General features: G+C 37.3%; 1 protein-coding gene. It reads left to right on the top strand.

What is annotated here, in order from left to right; translation table 11 throughout:
• The coding region (locus HMPREF0519_RS14000) for a helix-turn-helix transcriptional regulator (RefSeq protein ID WP_003637235.1) at positions 1 to 229 on the top strand (229 nt) is incomplete at its 5' end.
• Between the last annotated feature and the right edge of the window lie 12 nt (positions 230 to 241).

The raw sequence follows: 241 nt of genomic DNA, 5'->3' as shown, positions 1-241 counted from the left end.
CGGTGTTAGTCAGAAAAATGTTTCAGAGATTCTTCAGAGAAAGAGGTTTATTAATGAGGTCATCGCTTTAAGAATTGAAAAGGTGATGGGATTATCAAGCATTCTTCTTTTGAACTTGGATTCGAAATTCAAACTTCATGCGGCAAAGGACCAGCGTAAAGAAGAGAAGACCAAAACCGGTACAAAGTCAGACAAATTTCTAAAGCGGTATGACTGGGTTAATGCGTAAACTTTACTTAAC

It is taken from the genome of Lentilactobacillus hilgardii DSM 20176 = ATCC 8290, assembly GCF_000159315.1.
Taxonomy (GTDB): Bacteria; Bacillota; Bacilli; order Lactobacillales; family Lactobacillaceae; genus Lentilactobacillus; species Lentilactobacillus hilgardii.
The sequence above is the reverse complement of the archived record's forward strand: the minus strand, read 5'-3'. Positions and strand labels throughout refer to the sequence as shown.